The organism is Acinetobacter sp. NigerLNRRAM0016 (assembly GCF_054112845.1).
The window spans coordinates 37,462-52,842 of sequence record NZ_JBSYVT010000006.1; the positions used below are offsets into that span (position 1 = coordinate 37,462).

Genomic DNA, 15,381 nt, shown 5'->3' on the forward strand with positions numbered 1-15,381 from the left:
GCTTGAGTCGAATTTAGTGCGCAGCAACGCACTGCAAAAGCATGCAGAAAAAACCTGAAATATGTCGCAGAAAAGCATTGTTCAATGCTTAAAAATTGTGAATACTCATGCCCGCAAATTTTGACTGTACGATTATCTTTTGGGGTTAGGCATCTACTGTGAATACGTATCCATTTTCATTTTCTCGATTACAAAAAGCATTGCTGGCTGTAGGTTCATTTTCATGTTTGGGACTCAGTTCAGCAGCTACGCATGCGGCAGATGAAAATGATACACAGCAACTGGCGACCATTACCGTAACTGCGGAAACTGCACAGACGGCATATTATCAACCGAAGGTGAATTTATCAGGTTTTACCCAGCAAACCATTGCGGAAATTCCAGCCTCGATTAGTAGCGTGACCGCAGAGCGTATTGCGGATCAGCATGCCAAAACCTTAGCGGATGTGGTGAAGAATGATGCGGCAGTTGGCGATGGTTACGCTCCGATTGGTTATTATCAGAACTTCGTGATGCGTGGTTTTTCCTTAAATGCAGGCTCAAGTTATCTCATGAACGGGAACTTGTTGCGCGGTGAGCAAAACGTTGCCCTTGAAAACAAAGCGCAGGTCGAAATTTTAAAGGGCATCAGTGCGGTGCAAAGTGGCATGTCGACGCCAGCAGGGGTTGTCAACTACGTTACCAAACGTCCTCAAGATATTCGTTCTATTACTGTAGAAGGGGATAGTCATGGCGGTAATCGTGTAGCCACTGATCTGGGTGGTTTATTCGGAGATAAACAACAGTTCGGTTATCGCCTTAATGTTGCAAAAGAAGAAATCCATCCTTATGTAGACCATGCGGATGGTCAGCGACTGTTTGGCTCTTTGGCTTTGGACTGGAAAGTTTCAGATCGTTCAAAACTTGAATTTGATATTGAATCACAACGTCAGCGTCAACGTTCTGTACCAGGTTATCAGTTACTTGATGGCACGACAGTGCCGACAGGTGTGGATTCGGACCGTTTGCTGGGTTATCAAAGCTGGGGCAAACCAGTCACCAATGAAAGCTTTAATACAGGTTTGAAATACAGCTACCAGTTGAATGATAACTGGGCAGCAAATTTGGCAGCATCACATAGCCGTGTGGTGGTGGATGACTATTCAGCATTTCCATGGGGGTGTTCTTATGGAAGCATTTGTGAATATTCAACAGTATTAGGCAATACCTTTGACCAAAATGGCAATTACGATATTTATGATTTCCAGAGTCCTAATGACACCTATTTGACCAATCAAGTGAAAACAGGTTTAAACGGTCAGTTTAATACGGGAACTTGGCTACATCATCTGAGTTTAGAATTGTCTCAAACCTATAAACGCCATGCCCAATATGATGCGATTTTTGATCGTGTAAGTGAAGATTTTGAAGCCACTGGAAATATTAATAGTGACCCTATTGAATATATTCCGAGTAAAAAAATCTTAGGCAATCATTACAAATCATTAAATAGTGAACAAACTGCTTTAAACCTGTTGGATCAAATTGACTTTAATACGCAATGGTCAGTGCTGTTAGGCGGTAAGTTGCTGCATTTAAATGAACAAGCTTATGCAGCGGATGGTAGTCAAATTCGCGATACCAACTTTAACCGTTTCTTGCCGCAAATGGCAGTGATGTATCAACCGTGGGAACGTACCCATGTTTATGCATCTTATGCCAAAGGCTTAAGTGATGGTGGGCAGGCACCGTGGACAGCGTTTGGTAATGAGGCTAAAGGTATCGTAGGTAATGCAGGTGAGATTCTAGCCCCAGTGCATTCAACCCAATATGAATTGGGAATCAAACAACAATGGCAGGCGTTGTTGTTTACCGCAGCCGTGTTTGATTTAAAACAAGATAATCAATATGTTAATTCGGATAATTATTATCTGTCCGAAGGTGAACAACATAATTTAGGTTTGGAATTAGGTTTGCAAGGTCGTTTGGCGAAAAATTTAGATATGACGTCAACTTTGGCTTTGACTCGTTCGCGTCTAACTGGAATTGATGTTGCAGAATATCAAGGGCATCAAACTCAGAATGTACCGACTGTCCGTTTCGCAAGCCATCTTTCCTATAGCTTGCCACAAGTTGAAGGTTTACGCCTATTGGCGGGTATGCAGTACAGCAGCAGCAAATATGCCAATAAGGCAGGAACGGTCAAAGTTCCGAGTTATACCGTATTTTATGTGGGTTCGGCTTATAACTTCCGTGCCTATGGTTATGACAATACCTTGCGTCTAAATGTGGATAATTTGTTCAATAAAAAATACTGGCGTGATGTAGGTAGCTTCGCTGGAGATGATTATTTATTCCTTGGTGCGCCGCGTTCAGCACAATTCTCATGGACTGTGAATTTCTAAATCTAGATTTTTAGGTTTACTCAGACTGCTTGAGTGTTCAGCTTAAGCGGGCTTTTTATTTGGGGGAATAGAAGATGCTATTTGCTCAAATAACGTATGACAGTGTGATTTTTTAGAATAGATATATGCAGGTGTGCTAGGCGAGTCTATAAATGTTGAATCAGCAAATATATTGTTTGGCAGTATCTGTTATATTTTTTCTTCCGAAACTGTACCTACACTTCCTTAATCTGACGCTTAAAATAATAATAAATATGAGTTATGAGCAAGAATCGATGGATTTTTTATTTAAAAAAAATAAGGCATGGTTTGTATTTTTTATCATCACCATATATTCATTTCTAGGTTTTTTTATTGGCTTTGTAATTTGGGAATACGTTTTACAGTAAACCACAAGGCTTAAGAATCCTTAGGATCTAACCCAATAAAGTTCGTTGCAATTGGAAGTTGCTTTTGGAAATTACTTTGCCTTAAAAGAGTCCGCCTAACTGAACTTTAGCGACTCCCTAAATTGCACTTGATTCAAGGATGCAGTTCAGGACTGCATCTCTGTAATCTGTTCAATTAAGAGATTGAGCGCTTGAATGATGGTTGCATTCATTTCAAAGGAACAGTTGATACGGATGTGGTTCTGCTTTTTATTTTTGCGATAAAACAGAAGACTTGGGGCTATACCCACATCGTTCTGAATCATTTTTTCATAAATGCGGCTGCTGTCTACATTTTCAGGTAGTGTTAGCCACAGAAAATAACCTGAAGGATAATAATGCGCGGTACAATTTTCAGGTAAGTGCTTGCTGAGATACTGATAATATTGATTTTTAAGTCGTTTTAAGGTTGTACGTAATCCTTTTAAATGTTTCTCATAATGACGATGCGAGAGATAATCCACCAGTGCATTTTGAATGAAGGAGTTAACCGAAATGGTGCTCATCAATTGTAAATGCTGGACATGCTCCGAAAACTTCCCCGCATAGACCCAACCAATACGAAAGCCTGCGCCCAAGGTTTTGGAAAAGGAAGAGCAGTGCAACACCAGATTTTGCTGGTCATAATATTTCATAGATAGTGGTTTTTTCTGATCATAATAAAGCTCTTCATAGACATCATCTTCAATCAGATAAATTTCATGTTGATGCAGCAGCTTCGCCAGTTCAAATTTGATTTCATCACTGACGGTAAAGCCAATAGGGTTCTGGCTGTTTAGCATCAGCAAACAAACTTTAATGGGATAAGTGCTAATGGCTTTTTGAAAGGCGTCCAGATCTAAGCCATGTTCAGGATGTTCTGGAATGGTAATGACTTTTAAACCCAGATTTTCCGCTGCTTGCCATGCACCGTAAAACACGGTTTCTTGTAGCAGAATATAGTCACCTGCTTGGGTCATGGCTCTTAAGGATAGATTTAACGCATCCAGTCCACCTGAAGTAATCACAATATCCGAAGGATCGGTGGGAATGCCTTGCATGCAGTAACGCTGTGCAATCAGCTTGCGCAGCTCGTAGTTACCCGGTGGTAGGCTTGGCATTTGCTCATAACCAATGCGGTATTTTGCCTGTTGCGCCAAAGTCTGCATCAGTTTAGGAGAATAAAGTAGTTGGCTATTCGGGAACGCACTGCCCAAAGGCACAATTTTTTCCGATTGAATCGATTTTAAATAACGAAACACCAGTGAGTTAATTTCAATTTTGTCATTCACAACCACTTTTTTAGCGAGAGCCGCTTGCACAGGATTTTCAGCAATAAAGTAGCCTAGTTTTTCTTTGGAATAGATCAGCCCTTGTGCTTCCAGTTCCTGATAGGCATTCATCACGGTAATTAAGCTAAAGCCCGAAATTTCGACTTGCTGCCTTAAAGAGGGCAGTTTCTCATGTGCTTGCCATGTCCCTGTTTCAATCAGATGTTTGAGGCTTAAGGCAAGTTGTTCTGATTTATACATAAAGTGTCATGCTCATATGAGAAAGGGATAGCCGTGATTGCACCGCTATCCAAAGTTTTATTCAGTACGTTTTTAATAGGCTAGGCTCAGCAGCAGTCTAAAAAATCCTGCAATTAAGCCTAGGGACAAAAAGCCAAAACACCATAATAATATGAACCATGCTATGGGGCTTAAACGATTTTGCATTTTTTTCATCAGCTTCACCTTGCTTAATGATAGCCTTCATCACCAATACGCACTTTGTCACGGAATACCCAGTAGGACATAAAGGTGTAAGTCAGGATAATCGGAATCAGAATCACAGCACCGACCAATGCAAACTTCATGCTGGATTCAGGTGCTGCTGCTTGCCAGATGGAAACCGAAGGCGGAATGATGTAGGGCCATAAACTAATTACAAATCCTGTAAAGGCCACAAATACCAGTCCCAGCGTTAAGACAAAGGGTTGCTTATCTTTGCGCTGCGTACATGCTTTCAAAATAAATCCAGAGCAGACCAGCACCAAAACAGGTACAGGGCTGAAATAGATTAGATTTGGCAGGCTAAACCAGCGCTGTGCAATTTCAGGATGGCTGATGGGGGTGTAGATACTGACTGCGCCAAATACAATCAATAAAATCATAATGAGCTTCGGCATCAGCGCGTACATTTTGGTTTGTAAATCGGCCTCAGTTTTCATGATGAGCCATGCGCAACCTAATGCGCTATACATGATGACCACTCCTAAGCCCACAAACAAAGCGAAAGGGGTCAGCCAGTCGAGTGGACCACCACTGTAAATGCCATTTTGGGTTTCAATCCCTTGAATATATGCACCCAGAATGACCCCTTGAAAAAAGCTGGAGAAGAATGAACCCCAAATAAAGGCTTGATCCCACAAGGGTTTACTGCGATGAGCTTTAAAACGGAATTCAAATGCTACACCACGGAAAATCAAAGCCATAAGCATAAAAATGATCGGTAAATATAAGGCGGATAGCACGGTGGAATAGACCAGTGGGAAGGCAGCATATAAACCTGCGCCACCCAACACCATCCACGTTTCATTGCCATCCCAGACTGGGGCAACAGTATTCATCATCACATCTCGTTCGGGTTGTCCTGAAATAAATGGAAACAAGATGCCAATCCCTAGATCAAAGCCATCCATCACCACGTAAATTAAGACGCCCAAGCCAATAATCCCGACCCAGATTAATGCAAGATCAATCATGATGTTTCTCCTGATTCGAAGGTGTTTGGCTTGCTGAGCCATCAATTGCTTCATCGACAGCGCTTAAGGGACGCATAGGGGTTTTAAAATGTCCTGGACCTGCAAGTTGCGAATCGACACTGTCAATATGCACGGGACCTGATTTGATTAATTTCAGCATGTAGTAGATGCCTGTACCGAAAACCACGGTATAGACCAGTACAAAAATGATCAGACTCAGACCGACTTGTTCAGCGGTGACGGTATGCGACAGACCATGTTGGGTACGAATCACGCCATAGACTACCCAAGGCTGTCTGCCGACTTCAGTCGTGACCCAGCCTGCGAGTAAGGCGATATAACCTGTAGGCCCCATAAAGGTTGCAAAGCGATGAAACCAGCGGCTTTCATATAAGCGGTTTTGTTTACGTAGCCATAAAGCAGTCAGTGACATCAATACCATCAGCATGCCGAGTCCCACCATGACGCGGAAACTCCAAAACACTACGGGTACAGGGGGACGATCTTCAGGAGCGAAGTCTTTTAAGCCTGTGACTTTGCCATCCATGGAGTGAGTTAGAATTAAGCTGCCTAAATTCGGGATGCCCACCTCTAGGTTATTGCGTTCATTTTCCATATCCGGTAAAGCAAATAGCAGTAACGGCATGCCATGGTCATGATTGGTGTCCCAATGACCTTCAATCGCAGCCAATTTAGTTGGCTGATGCTCTAGGGTATTTAAACCATGCTGATCACCAATGACCACTTGCAGGCAAGACGTTACGAGCACCATCCACAGTCCCATCGAGAAGGATTTTTTCACCAGCACATCACGACGCCCTTTGAATAAGTGCCATGCGGCTGTCCCAACCACCAATAAGGAAGAAACGAGAAATGCTGCGGTTGCCATATGCGCGAAGCGATAAGGGAAGGAGGGGTTAAACACAATTGCCCACCAGTCAGAGGGCACGATAATGCCGTTCTCGATGGCAAAGCCTTGCGGAGTTTGCATCCAGCTGTTGGACGATAAAATCCAGAACATGGAAATACAGGTCCCAATCGCGACCATTAGAGTAGCAAAAAAATGGGCTTTCGGACCGACACGTCCCCAGCCAAAGAGCATAATGCCGAGAAAGCCAGCCTCTAAGAAAAAGGCACTCAACACTTCATAGGTCAGTAATGGACCCGTGACCGAACCGGCAATACGGGAAAATTCACTCCAGTTGGTTCCGAACTGATAGGCCATGACAATGCCTGAGACCACACCCATGGCAAAGGCGACTGCAAAAATTTTGATCCAGTATTTAAACAGATCTTTATAAATCGGGTTTTGCGTACGCAGCCATTTCCATTCCAGCAGCGCCAGAAAACAGGCTAAGCCAATGGACGTCGCAGGGAAGATAATGTGAAAAGAAACGGTAAAGGCAAATTGAATGCGAGCGAGTTCGAGTGCGGTTAAACCGAGGCTCATAGGAACCCCCTTTGCAGAGATAGAGTTCTGAGATTGACTAAACCAACACTGTTGATTTCAGTGTTAAGTAAAATTATAGATCGTTTCATCAAAACTACCTACTTTGAATAATTATCCAGATTTTGCAGGACGTACCATTCAAGATGTAGGTACAAGAACACGTCATAAAAAATATAACAGAGAGAAGGTATAAAATAACTCTGTTATATTCAGACAGTACGATTCTGTAGCTACAGTTCATTGCTAAAAGAATCAAAATAACAAACAAGAATGAATCTGGATGATACGGAAATGTTTGTTACAGAGAATCTGAATAGAATTCCTGAGCTGATCGAGCTAGGTGTATTTTCAGAAAAACTGCAAAAGAAATTGGCGCAGAAATTTGTGAATCTAGAAGCAACGCTGCTGCGTGCGAAAGTGCTCCGTGAACTTTCCAAGGCGAAAGTTGATTATATCGTGCAGTCGGCCATTCAGCCTGAGCAGTCGAGTTTGGCTTACTTGTTTGCGCCTTTTATTCAGGGGAATTTAAATCAAATCACCATCTATCATAGCCAAGCGACTGCACCTGTACTCAATGTATTAAACCGCTATTATCAGGCAGAGAAAAAGCTGCACATCAAAATGGATGATGTGCTACAAGCCCTGAATATCTATCTCGATTTGCATAATACCGACTTGGATGAGGTTGAATTTTTCTATTACGCTTTACTGACTGCTTTGTGCCGAGCAGATGTGACTCAGATTTATGCAATTACTGACTTAAAGCTAGATGCCGAAAAGATTGCGGCTGTTGAACAGTTTTTTAAGATCAAGATTCATCTTATTTCCACTGATCCATCGGACAAAATCATGAACTGTGCTGAATTAAACATGCGTCAGTTATTATTTAAAAACAAAGATCAAGACTATATCGAATTGTGTGAAAAGTTCTCCAGACTTAATGCACAGTTGCTATCTGTCAGTGGTCGTTATAGTCCAACGCAAGCCAAGCAACTGGTCGAAGATATGTTTTATGCCGAGCATATTTATGAAAAGTTATCGGTCTATGCTGAGTATATGCAAACCTGTATTCAGAATGGGGTTGCAGGACAGCAGGTGACTTTATTTGCCTGATTTCTATTTTTCTATTTCACATAGGTGATGCTTTTTGCAGGGAATCAATGGAGATGTGTTGTCATTAAATCGCTTATAATTCCAAGAGCAAAGTCGAAGAAAAAGACCGTGCATTGAATGATAATTGACATGTTTTAAGGAGAAAGGTTTTGGCGCAACTACAGGCTGAGGTTGATGTCGTCATTATTGGCGGTGGACAAGCAGCACTATCAACAGCTTACTTCTTAAAACGCAAAAAGATTTCATTCATTATTTTAGATAATCAGCAACGTGCAGGCGGGGCATGGTTACATGCTTGGCAGTCGCTTCGTTTATTTTCCCCGAATACATGGAGTTCATTGTCGGGCTGGATGATGCCCACAACAGCAGACACTTACCCAACCCGTGATGAAGTGATTGCCTATTTGACCGCATATGAGCAGCGCTATCAATTTCCTGTCGTGCGCCCAGTACAAGTCGATCATCTTGAACAGCAGCAGGGTAACTTGAATGTTTATGCGGGCGATCGCTATTGGAGAGCAAAGGCGGTCGTGAGTGCAACGGGGACTTGGGGACAGCCCTATATTCCTAAGTATCAGGGTGTTGAAAGTTTTGAAGGGTTACAATTGCATTCTGCTGATTATGTGAATGCGGAACCCTTTAAAAATAAACGTGTTTTAGTGATCGGTGGTGGAAATTCAGGTGCGCAAATTCTTGCCGAGGTTTCTAAAGTCGCGGAAACCACTTGGGTAACTATGACACCTCCGCAGTTTCTTGCAGACGATGTCGATGGTCGGGTGCTGTTCCTTCGCGCAACCGAGCGTTTAAAAGCACAACAAGAAGGTCGCAGCATTGATCAGCCTGTTGGAGGTCTGGGAGATATTGTCATGATTGACACGGTTAAAGATGCAAGAGCACGAGGTGTATTACATAGCAGGGAACCCTTTTTGTCTTTTGAGCAAAATGGCGTGATTTGGTCCGATACTTCGAAGCAAGCCGTTGACGCCGTGATCTGGTGTACAGGGTTCAAGCCCGCACTCAACCATCTGAAAAGTCTTGATATTGTAGAACCCAATCAGACTGTCGTTGTGGAAAATGGTCGCTCGATGAAAGTACCTAACTTGTGGTTAGTCGGTTATGGTGAATGGACGGGGATGGCATCTGCGACTTTAATTGGCGTGTCTCGAACAGCGAGACAAACGGCAGATGAAATAGCCGCTTATTTAGCTGAGCCAGTATAATTCTGCATTTATCATGACCATGGATGAGCTAACGAATGCTGGGAAATAAAGTCGGTTCGCCCAAATGCGATTACTTAGATCATGAGTTTCATTTCGTATCGCACTCTAAATTCATGGGTCTGCACCCGAATTAGACACACCATTTTGCATTTAATCAAAGCATGGTTTCTAAAAGTTATGAACTATCAATAAGTGACAAATTCTTAAGCATGATGTGAAAATTGCTTAAATCGTGTAATAAAAATAAATCATTTCATTCATCTCCTTGGTTTGAATGAGATGAAATTTACATCTAAAGCAGTAATTTTTAGTCGCTTTTTTTAGTTGATTTTATATTCAATAATTAATGATTTAATAATATAAATTGTTGTTTTATATAAATTAAGTAATTATTAATATAATAGGTTCTTTCATGCAAACCCTATCCAATCGGGAAGGATTGTAATATTAAACATGAATTTTACTCACTTTTGACTGAGACAAAATCATTTTTATTCATGTAGTGGTTGCGGTATAAATTACACCATTCAAGCAATTTAGATTTAATCTCAAAAATTAGGATGACAATCACCATGAGTAAAGAGTTTGCATGTTCAATCAAACGCATTCGTTTTGATGAAAACTATCAACCAGCAGATAGCACACGTTTAACAACTAACTTTGCTAACTTAGCGCGTGGTGAAAGCCGTGAGCAGAATCTACGTAACACGCTTCGAATGATCAATAATCGTTTCAATGCTTTAGCGCAAGCAGACAATCCAAACGGTGATCGTTACTCATTGGACATTGATATTATTTCTGCGGATTTAGATATTGAAGGCAATGGTCAAACTTTCCCGATTATCGAAATGCTGAAAAGCACCATTACCGATCATCATACCAATCAGCGTATTGAAGGTATGATTGGCAATAGCTTCTCATCTTATGTGCGTGACTATGATTTCAGCGTGGTATTGAAAGAACATAATAAAGAGAACTCACCCTCTTATGCACCTGAAGGTTTTGGAGATTTACACGGCAAGCTTTATCAGTACCTTGTGAACTCTGAGACGTTTAAAGCTGAGTTTAATCAAAAACCTGTAATTTGTTTGAGTGTTTCAACCGCACGTAAATATTACCGTACCACCAATGAGCATCCTATTTTGGGTGTTGAATATAAGCAAGATCAGTACTCACGTACCGATGAGTATTTCCACAAAATGGGCTTACAGGTTCGCTTCTTTATGCCTAAAGGCAGTGTTGCACCTTTAGCATTCTATTTTGCGGGTGATTTACTGCGTGATTACACAGATTTTGAACTGATCAGCGCGATTAGCACCATGGAAACCTTCCAAAAGATTTATCGCCCTGAAATTTACAATGCAAATTCATCAGCAGCGCAAGTTTATCAGGCAAGTCTAGAGTACCCAGATTACTCATTGACGCGTATTGTCTATGACCGTGTTGAGCGTGGTCAGCTTGCAGTCAAACAAGGTAAATGGACGGAAGAGAACTTTATTAAGCCGTATCAAGACATTCTTGAGCAATGGGCTAAGAACTACAACGTAGAGCGTAACGCTGCTTAATTAACCCGAAACAGAATTTAGAGATAGAAGATTTAAAATGGCAATTTTATTACCAACATCAACAGCTGGCAGCTTACCGAAACCCTCTTGGCTTGCAGAACCTGAAAAACTGTGGTCCGCTTGGAAACTTGAAGGTGAAGAACTGCTTCAAGCCAAGCGCGATGCTTTAAGCTTATCGTTACATGAACAGTTGCAAGCAGGTATTGATATTGTTTCTGATGGTGAGCAAACGCGTCAGCACTTTGTGACCACGTTTATTGAACATCTTGAGGGTGTCGATTTCGAAAAACGTGAAACAATGCGAATTCGTAATCGTTACGATGCCAGTGTGCCATCTGTTGTGGGTGAAGTATCTCGTAAGCAACCTGTATTTGTTGATGATGCCAAGTTTTTACGTAGCCAGACCACACAGCCAATTAAATGGGCACTACCTGGTCCAATGACTATGATCGATACCCTGTACGATGGTCACTACAAAAGCCGTGAAAAACTGGCTTGGGAATTTGCCAAAATCCTTAACCAAGAAGCTTTAGAGTTAGAAGCCGCAGGCGTTGACATTATCCAGTTTGATGAACCCGCATTTAATGTATTCTTTGATGAAGTGAATGACTGGGGTATTGCAACTTTAGAACGTGCACTTGAAGGTTTGAAATGTGAAACTGCGGTACACATTTGCTACGGTTATGGTATTAAAGCCAATACTGATTGGAAACAAACTTTAGGCAATGAATGGCGTCAATACGAAGAATCATTCCCTAAACTGCAAAAATCTAAGCTTGATATTATTTCACTCGAATGCCAAAACTCACGTGTGCCGATGGATTTGATTGAATTGATTCGTGGTAAAAAAGTCATGGTTGGTGCGATTGACGTTGCAACCAACAGCATTGAAACACCTGAAGAAGTGGCAAATACATTGCGTAAAGCACTTCAGTTTGTTGATGCAGATAAGCTTTATCCTTCAACTAACTGCGGTATGGCACCTTTGGCACGCGAAGTAGCGCGTGGCAAACTGAATGCCTTAAGTGCAGGTGCTGAAATTATTCGTAAAGAACTTGCGACATCATACGCATCTATCGCCTAAGGTTAAAGAGCTACCCATGAGATGAATTGGGTAGCTCACTTTCAAGTTCAACAGTACCTGTTTTATTCAGTACACATTTTAAGTCCGTGGTTATATGATGCGAATCGCATGGTATAGCCAAATCTAAACACAATGTACGGTTCAATTTAGGAACAAAAAGATGATTGAAGCAACAGACTTTAGAAATGCAATGTCTTCGTTAACCAGCGCAGTGAGTGTTGTGACTACGGCAGGCATGTCTGATCGTCATGGTTTCACTGCATCTGCGGTGTGTAGTGTTACGGATACACCACCGACTTTGTTGGTCTGCATGAATAAAGCTTCTCGCTCACATACACATTTTGTTGAAAATAAGATTTTAACGGTGAATGTTTTAGGTGCACAGCATGAGCATATTTCTAATGTGTTTGCATCCAAACTGAGCTCTGAAGAACGCTTTCAACATGGTGTTTGGACAGAGCTGGAAACAGGAGCACCTGTATTAAAAGATGCTTTGGTGAATTTTGATTGTGAAATTGATCAAGTTCAAGAAGTAGGTACGCATACCATTTTTATCTGTCGCATTGTTGCGATTCAACAAAGTGAGCAAGATCAGAGCTTGGTTTATTTTAATCGTGCTTATCATCAGGTAGGCCAAACGGAAGTTGTTTAAAGTAGAGTTTGATTTATTGCTCTTAAAGTGTGCACAGGGATTTGGTGTACCAAAGTTCAAAGTTCTAACGAATCGCTCAGATTTAAGGCATCACTTCGATAAAAGTTTTGCCTAATAACAGGTTAGTCTTTCAATAAGTTAAGGCACCTTGTTTGGGTTACTAACCAGATTCTTAGATGAAACTTTAGAAACCCAATCTCAAGTTGTGAAAAATAAGCTGTTTCTAACAGCACATCCAACTGATTTCCGTCCCAAACTTTTTAAATAAATTTTGAAAAACGTTCATGATAGATACTGTCTTGGGGCAGTAACTCAAACAAACGCAGGACAGCATCACTTCGCTCTGGCAAGTAACCAATAATTTTTAATAGCTGATCAATGTCTTGCAATTGATAAATCAAGTGGCTTAAGCGAGCATCAAAACTTTCTCTCCAAGCGCAGAGAAAAGGACTCTCCGTTTTAACTAAAAAACTGCCTTTATACAAAGAAAAAGTGCTCGCTAAAAATCCAGCATTTAATGAATGTTCAGCTTTTAAGAAATCACATTCAACTTCACACGTTAATTTGTATATTCGTGAATCGATGCAGTTGGGCAGTAAATTACGAAGTTGAGATAACTCTGCTTTCAGGGTTTTTACACTCACATCGCGGTCGCCATACAAGGCGTAATGCAGTTCATCTAAACTAATCCCATTCGGGCGTAATGCCAAAATACATAAGATCTCTATTTGGCGGTGCGTTAACACCAAGGGTGTTCGGTTGAATACTACTTTTGGTGTACCTAATGCACTAATATACAATATATTTTTTTGTTCGATTAAAAGCGATTGGCGGACCAGATCGGCACAGCGCTCAACCGCTAAAATGCCTAAAGGCGTATGTTTTTTATATTTCGTCGAAAGGTTGATGACACCATGAAATTGGTTAGACGTTGGATCAATGATTGGAGCTGCATAACAGACCCAGTCCCGTACGCTATTCATCTGATTTTCATGAGAGTGAACACAGCTAGAACGGTGGCTATTGAGTGCCATGCCTATAGCATTCTTGCCCACAGCTTGGGTCGACCAATGCCCACCTTCAACAAAATGGACTTGTTCCGCAGACGATAACATGGTCCGACTACTCCAAGTCCATAGCAAAGTTCCTTGATGGTCAGTGAGTCCAATTGCCATATCCGAATCATGTGCAATTCTTAATAATTCATCATAACTATGATGTATGGACCGTTTGAATAGAGAAAACGGCTCTTCATTTGCTAGACGAAGAAGTGGAGCTGCAGTTACATCGACTTGATTGACTAAATGCGTTGTTTGTAAGTCTGGATTTATTCTTTCCATATTATTCATTCCATATTCCTTCATGGTTGAGCAACAGATCTATTCGTGTGCAATCGCATTGTCATTCTGTCACGTTGCTCGTTAATAGCATTATTCATTCTGCCTATGGAGCTATATTTTGTCGGCGGATGTTATCTACCTCTGCAAGAAAAATTTAATAGGAAACACTCCTTTTTTCTATCAAATTTTAGTAATCATTTAGTCTGTAGATTCTGCGAAACATTAAATTGAATCTAATAAATCAATTTTATTAAAGGGTTTAGGCGACTTCTCTCCATAATATTGTTTTTCTGCAAAATAACTGGATCGAACCATTGGTGCACTCCAGATATTCTTGAACTGCAAGAATTGACCATGTAGTTGGTAGTGCTCGAATTCTTCCAAAGAAACAAACCGATGAATCGGCGCATGTGCTCTAGATGGCTGTAAATACTGACCAATTGTGACGTAATCAACTTCATGGTCTCTTAGATCATTTAATAGAACAATCACCTCTGCCTCAACTTCTCCTAAGCCGACCATAAGACCGCATTTTGTGGGGATATCAGGGCAGTAGTGTTTAAATTTCTTGAGTAAAGCCAATGAATGCTGGTAATCAGAGCCTGGTCGCATTGCTTTGTAGAGACGAGGCACTGTTTCAATATTGTGATTAAAGACATCTGGTGGCGTCTTACTCAATATTTTAAGCGCAACATCCATACGGCCTCGAAAATCGGGAACCAAAATTTCAATCAATGTATCAGGGCTAGATTTACGTATTTCTCGGATGCAATCCGCAAAATGTTGTGCACCTCCATCTGTTAAGTCATCACGGTCAACGGACGTAATCACAACATACTTGAGGGCTAAGTTTTTCACAGTTTCGGCCAAATGTTGTGGTTCATTTACATTTAATACATTCGGTCGACCATGCGCGACATCACAGAAGGGGCAGCGTCGTGTACAAATATCGCCCATAATCATGAAGGTGGCTGTCCCACTGCCGAAGCATTGCGGTAAATTAGGGCAAGCTGCTTCTTCACAAACTGTATGCAATTTTTGCTGACGTAGTAAATCTTTGATGACTTGTACTTCTTCAGGTTGACTAATTTTGCTACGAATCCATTCTGGTTTCTTTGGCGTCGTTTCGGTTGGAAGTACTTTAATGGGAATGCGTGCCATTTTTTCAGCACCACGCATTTTTTTTCCCTTTGCTATTGAATTATTTAAATCCATTTTAAAAATTCCTTGTTTTTTAATTTACACTTTATTTTCAGTTCAATCCTGATTTGAAAATAATATTTTATAAAATAGTCCAAAAATATAATCATATTAAATAAAGGTTGGTTAAAGGTTTGTTTATATGATTTTTTAAATGCTTTAAAATATTTTTATTTTTTTAAAAATTATAAATTAATGATTTATAAAGGTAAGTGTTGTT

Annotated in this window: 12 protein-coding genes; 7 read left to right on the forward strand and 5 right to left on the reverse strand. The window is 40.9% G+C overall.

Annotated elements, in window-relative coordinates; genetic code table 11:
- The first annotated feature begins 158 nt into the window (after positions 1-158).
- Positions 159-2,384 (forward strand): TonB-dependent siderophore receptor, encoded by a 2,226-nt coding sequence (locus ACWQ4X_RS05915; RefSeq protein WP_457903050.1) that lies wholly within the window; start codon positions 159-161, stop codon positions 2,382-2,384.
- 275 nt (positions 2,385-2,659) lie between these two features.
- Entirely contained in the window at positions 2,660-2,773 is a 114-nt protein-coding gene (locus tag ACWQ4X_RS05920) for a hypothetical protein (RefSeq protein WP_228127892.1), read from the forward strand.
- Between the two features lie 146 nt (positions 2,774-2,919).
- Here the strand turns inward: ACWQ4X_RS05920 and ACWQ4X_RS05925 are convergent, their stop codons facing one another.
- From ACWQ4X_RS05925 to ACWQ4X_RS05935, 3 genes are all read right to left on the reverse strand, one after another.
- Entirely contained in the window at positions 2,920-4,323 is a 1,404-nt protein-coding gene (locus ACWQ4X_RS05925) for an aminotransferase-like domain-containing protein (protein WP_457903051.1), read from the reverse strand.
- 209 nt (positions 4,324-4,532) lie between these two features.
- A complete protein-coding gene (gene cydB / locus ACWQ4X_RS05930; RefSeq protein WP_457903052.1) occupies positions 4,533-5,537 on the reverse strand; it encodes a cytochrome d ubiquinol oxidase subunit II in 1,005 nt (334 codons plus the stop codon).
- Complete coding sequence (locus tag ACWQ4X_RS05935) at positions 5,530-6,987, reverse strand: cytochrome ubiquinol oxidase subunit I (RefSeq protein WP_457903053.1); 1,458 nt, start codon at positions 6,985-6,987, stop codon at positions 5,530-5,532. The genes cydB and ACWQ4X_RS05935 overlap by 8 nt, the downstream gene beginning before the upstream one ends.
- A gap of 291 nt (positions 6,988-7,278) precedes the next feature.
- On the opposite strand from ACWQ4X_RS05935, the gene ACWQ4X_RS05940 reads away from it, so the two are divergent.
- The 5 genes from ACWQ4X_RS05940 (at position 7,279) to ACWQ4X_RS05960 (ending at position 12,621) form a co-directional block, all read left to right on the forward strand.
- The gene (locus ACWQ4X_RS05940; protein ID WP_457903054.1) at positions 7,279-8,100 is read left to right on the forward strand and encodes a hypothetical protein; all 822 of its coding nucleotides are present in this window, start codon (positions 7,279-7,281) and stop codon (positions 8,098-8,100) included.
- A gap of 149 nt (positions 8,101-8,249) precedes the next feature.
- Entirely contained in the window at positions 8,250-9,320 is a 1,071-nt protein-coding gene (locus ACWQ4X_RS05945) for an ArsO family NAD(P)H-dependent flavin-containing monooxygenase (protein WP_457903055.1), read from the forward strand.
- A gap of 572 nt (positions 9,321-9,892) precedes the next feature.
- Positions 9,893-10,885 (forward strand): DUF1852 domain-containing protein, encoded by a 993-nt coding sequence (locus tag ACWQ4X_RS05950; RefSeq protein WP_457903056.1) that lies wholly within the window; start codon positions 9,893-9,895, stop codon positions 10,883-10,885.
- Between the two features lie 37 nt (positions 10,886-10,922).
- Entirely contained in the window at positions 10,923-11,969 is a 1,047-nt protein-coding gene (locus ACWQ4X_RS05955; protein WP_161934288.1) for a methionine synthase, read from the forward strand.
- A gap of 160 nt (positions 11,970-12,129) precedes the next feature.
- Entirely contained in the window at positions 12,130-12,621 is a 492-nt protein-coding gene (locus ACWQ4X_RS05960; protein ID WP_457903057.1) for a flavin reductase, read from the forward strand.
- A 260-nt stretch (positions 12,622-12,881) separates the two neighbouring features.
- Here ACWQ4X_RS05960 and ACWQ4X_RS05965 read toward each other — a convergent pair whose 3' ends face one another.
- Positions 12,882-13,970, reverse strand: a complete 1,089-nt coding sequence (locus ACWQ4X_RS05965; RefSeq protein WP_457903058.1) for a transcriptional regulator — start codon at positions 13,968-13,970, stop codon at positions 12,882-12,884.
- A gap of 213 nt (positions 13,971-14,183) precedes the next feature.
- Complete coding sequence (gene lipA / locus ACWQ4X_RS05970) at positions 14,184-15,176, reverse strand: lipoyl synthase (RefSeq protein WP_457903059.1); 993 nt, start codon at positions 15,174-15,176, stop codon at positions 14,184-14,186.
- Positions 15,177-15,381 lie beyond the last annotated feature (205 nt).

Bases quoted from the DNA above. Each gene is read 5' to 3' on its own strand.
- cydB (WP_457903052.1), bottom strand. From the start codon at position 5,537: ATGATTGATCTTGCATTAATCTGGGTCGGGATTATTGGCTTGGGCGTC.
- ACWQ4X_RS05950 (WP_457903056.1), top strand. From the start codon at position 9,893: ATGAGTAAAGAGTTTGCATGTTCAATCAAACGCATTCGTTTTGATGAA.
- lipA (WP_457903059.1), bottom strand. From the start codon at position 15,176: ATGGATTTAAATAATTCAATAGCAAAGGGAAAAAAAATGCGTGGTGCT.
- ACWQ4X_RS05960 (WP_457903057.1), top strand. From the start codon at position 12,130: ATGATTGAAGCAACAGACTTTAGAAATGCAATGTCTTCGTTAACCAGC.
- ACWQ4X_RS05955 (WP_161934288.1), top strand. From the start codon at position 10,923: ATGGCAATTTTATTACCAACATCAACAGCTGGCAGCTTACCGAAACCC.
- ACWQ4X_RS05940 (WP_457903054.1), top strand. From the start codon at position 7,279: ATGTTTGTTACAGAGAATCTGAATAGAATTCCTGAGCTGATCGAGCTA.
- ACWQ4X_RS05925 (WP_457903051.1), bottom strand. From the start codon at position 4,323: ATGTATAAATCAGAACAACTTGCCTTAAGCCTCAAACATCTGATTGAA.
- ACWQ4X_RS05965 (WP_457903058.1), bottom strand. From the start codon at position 13,970: ATGAATAATATGGAAAGAATAAATCCAGACTTACAAACAACGCATTTA.
- ACWQ4X_RS05935 (WP_457903053.1), bottom strand. From the start codon at position 6,987: ATGAGCCTCGGTTTAACCGCACTCGAACTCGCTCGCATTCAATTTGCC.
- ACWQ4X_RS05920 (WP_228127892.1), top strand. From the start codon at position 2,660: ATGGATTTTTTATTTAAAAAAAATAAGGCATGGTTTGTATTTTTTATC.